This is a genomic window from Sphingomonas sp. ABOLG (genome assembly GCF_003950435.1).
GTDB lineage: Bacteria > Pseudomonadota > Alphaproteobacteria > Sphingomonadales > Sphingomonadaceae > Sphingomonas > Sphingomonas panaciterrae.
This window is the reverse complement of record NZ_QQWW01000047.1, coordinates 1-832: the sequence shown is the minus strand read 5'-3', so window position 1 is coordinate 832 and position 832 is coordinate 1. Positions and strand designations below refer to the sequence as shown.

Annotated in this window: 1 protein-coding gene; it reads left to right on the top strand. The window is 60.6% G+C overall.

Annotation, left to right across the window (positions count from 1 at the left end; translation table 11 throughout):
- A partial coding sequence (locus CA236_RS18600) for a DDE-type integrase/transposase/recombinase (RefSeq protein ID WP_164518994.1) occupies positions 1 to 631 on the top strand: 631 nt, incomplete at its 5' end.
- Positions 632 to 832 lie beyond the last annotated feature (201 nt).

Below are 832 nucleotides of genomic sequence, written 5' to 3'. Positions count from 1 at the left end.
CCCGGCCTATGTGGTGATCAAGGCCGCCGATCAGTTCCACACCAAGACCACCCGGCCGAACGAGATGTGGCAGACCGACTTCACCTACTTCAAGATTATCGGGTGGGGCTGGATGTACCTGTCGACCGTGCTCGACGACTTCTCACGCTACATCATCGCCTGGAAGCTGTGCACCAACATGCGCGCCGAGGACGTGACCGACACGCTGGACATGGCACTGGCCGCATCGGGCTGCGACAGCGCCACGGTGCTGCACAAGCCAAGGCTGCTGTCGGACAATGGCCCCAGCTACATCGCCGGCGAACTGGCGGAATACATCGAGGCCCAGAAGATGAGCCATGTGCGCGGTGCCCCGCTACACCCGCAGACCCAGGGCAAGATCGAGCGCTGGCATCAGACCCTGAAAAACCGCATCCTGCTGGAAAACTACTTCCTGCCCGGCGACCTCGAGGCCCGGATCGAGGCCTTCGTCGAGCACTACAACCACCAGCGTTACCACGAGAGCCTCAGCAACGTGACGCCCGCCGATGCCTACTTCGGTAGGGCACCCGCCATCATCAAACAACGCGAAAGGATCAAACGACAGACCATCGAATATCGACGCTTGCAACACCGCAAGCTCGCCGCATAACATCAACCCCGAGACGAGGCCCGCACTCCGCTAATTTACGCCGCGAGTTGTGCCGAATGTTCTGACGACGGACAGGTCGACAGGTACATCCAGCCCCACCCGATAATCTTGAAGTAGGTGAAGTCGGTCTGCCACATCTCGTTCGGCCGGGTGGTCTTGGTGTGGAACTGATCGGCGGCCTTGATCACCACATAGGCCGGG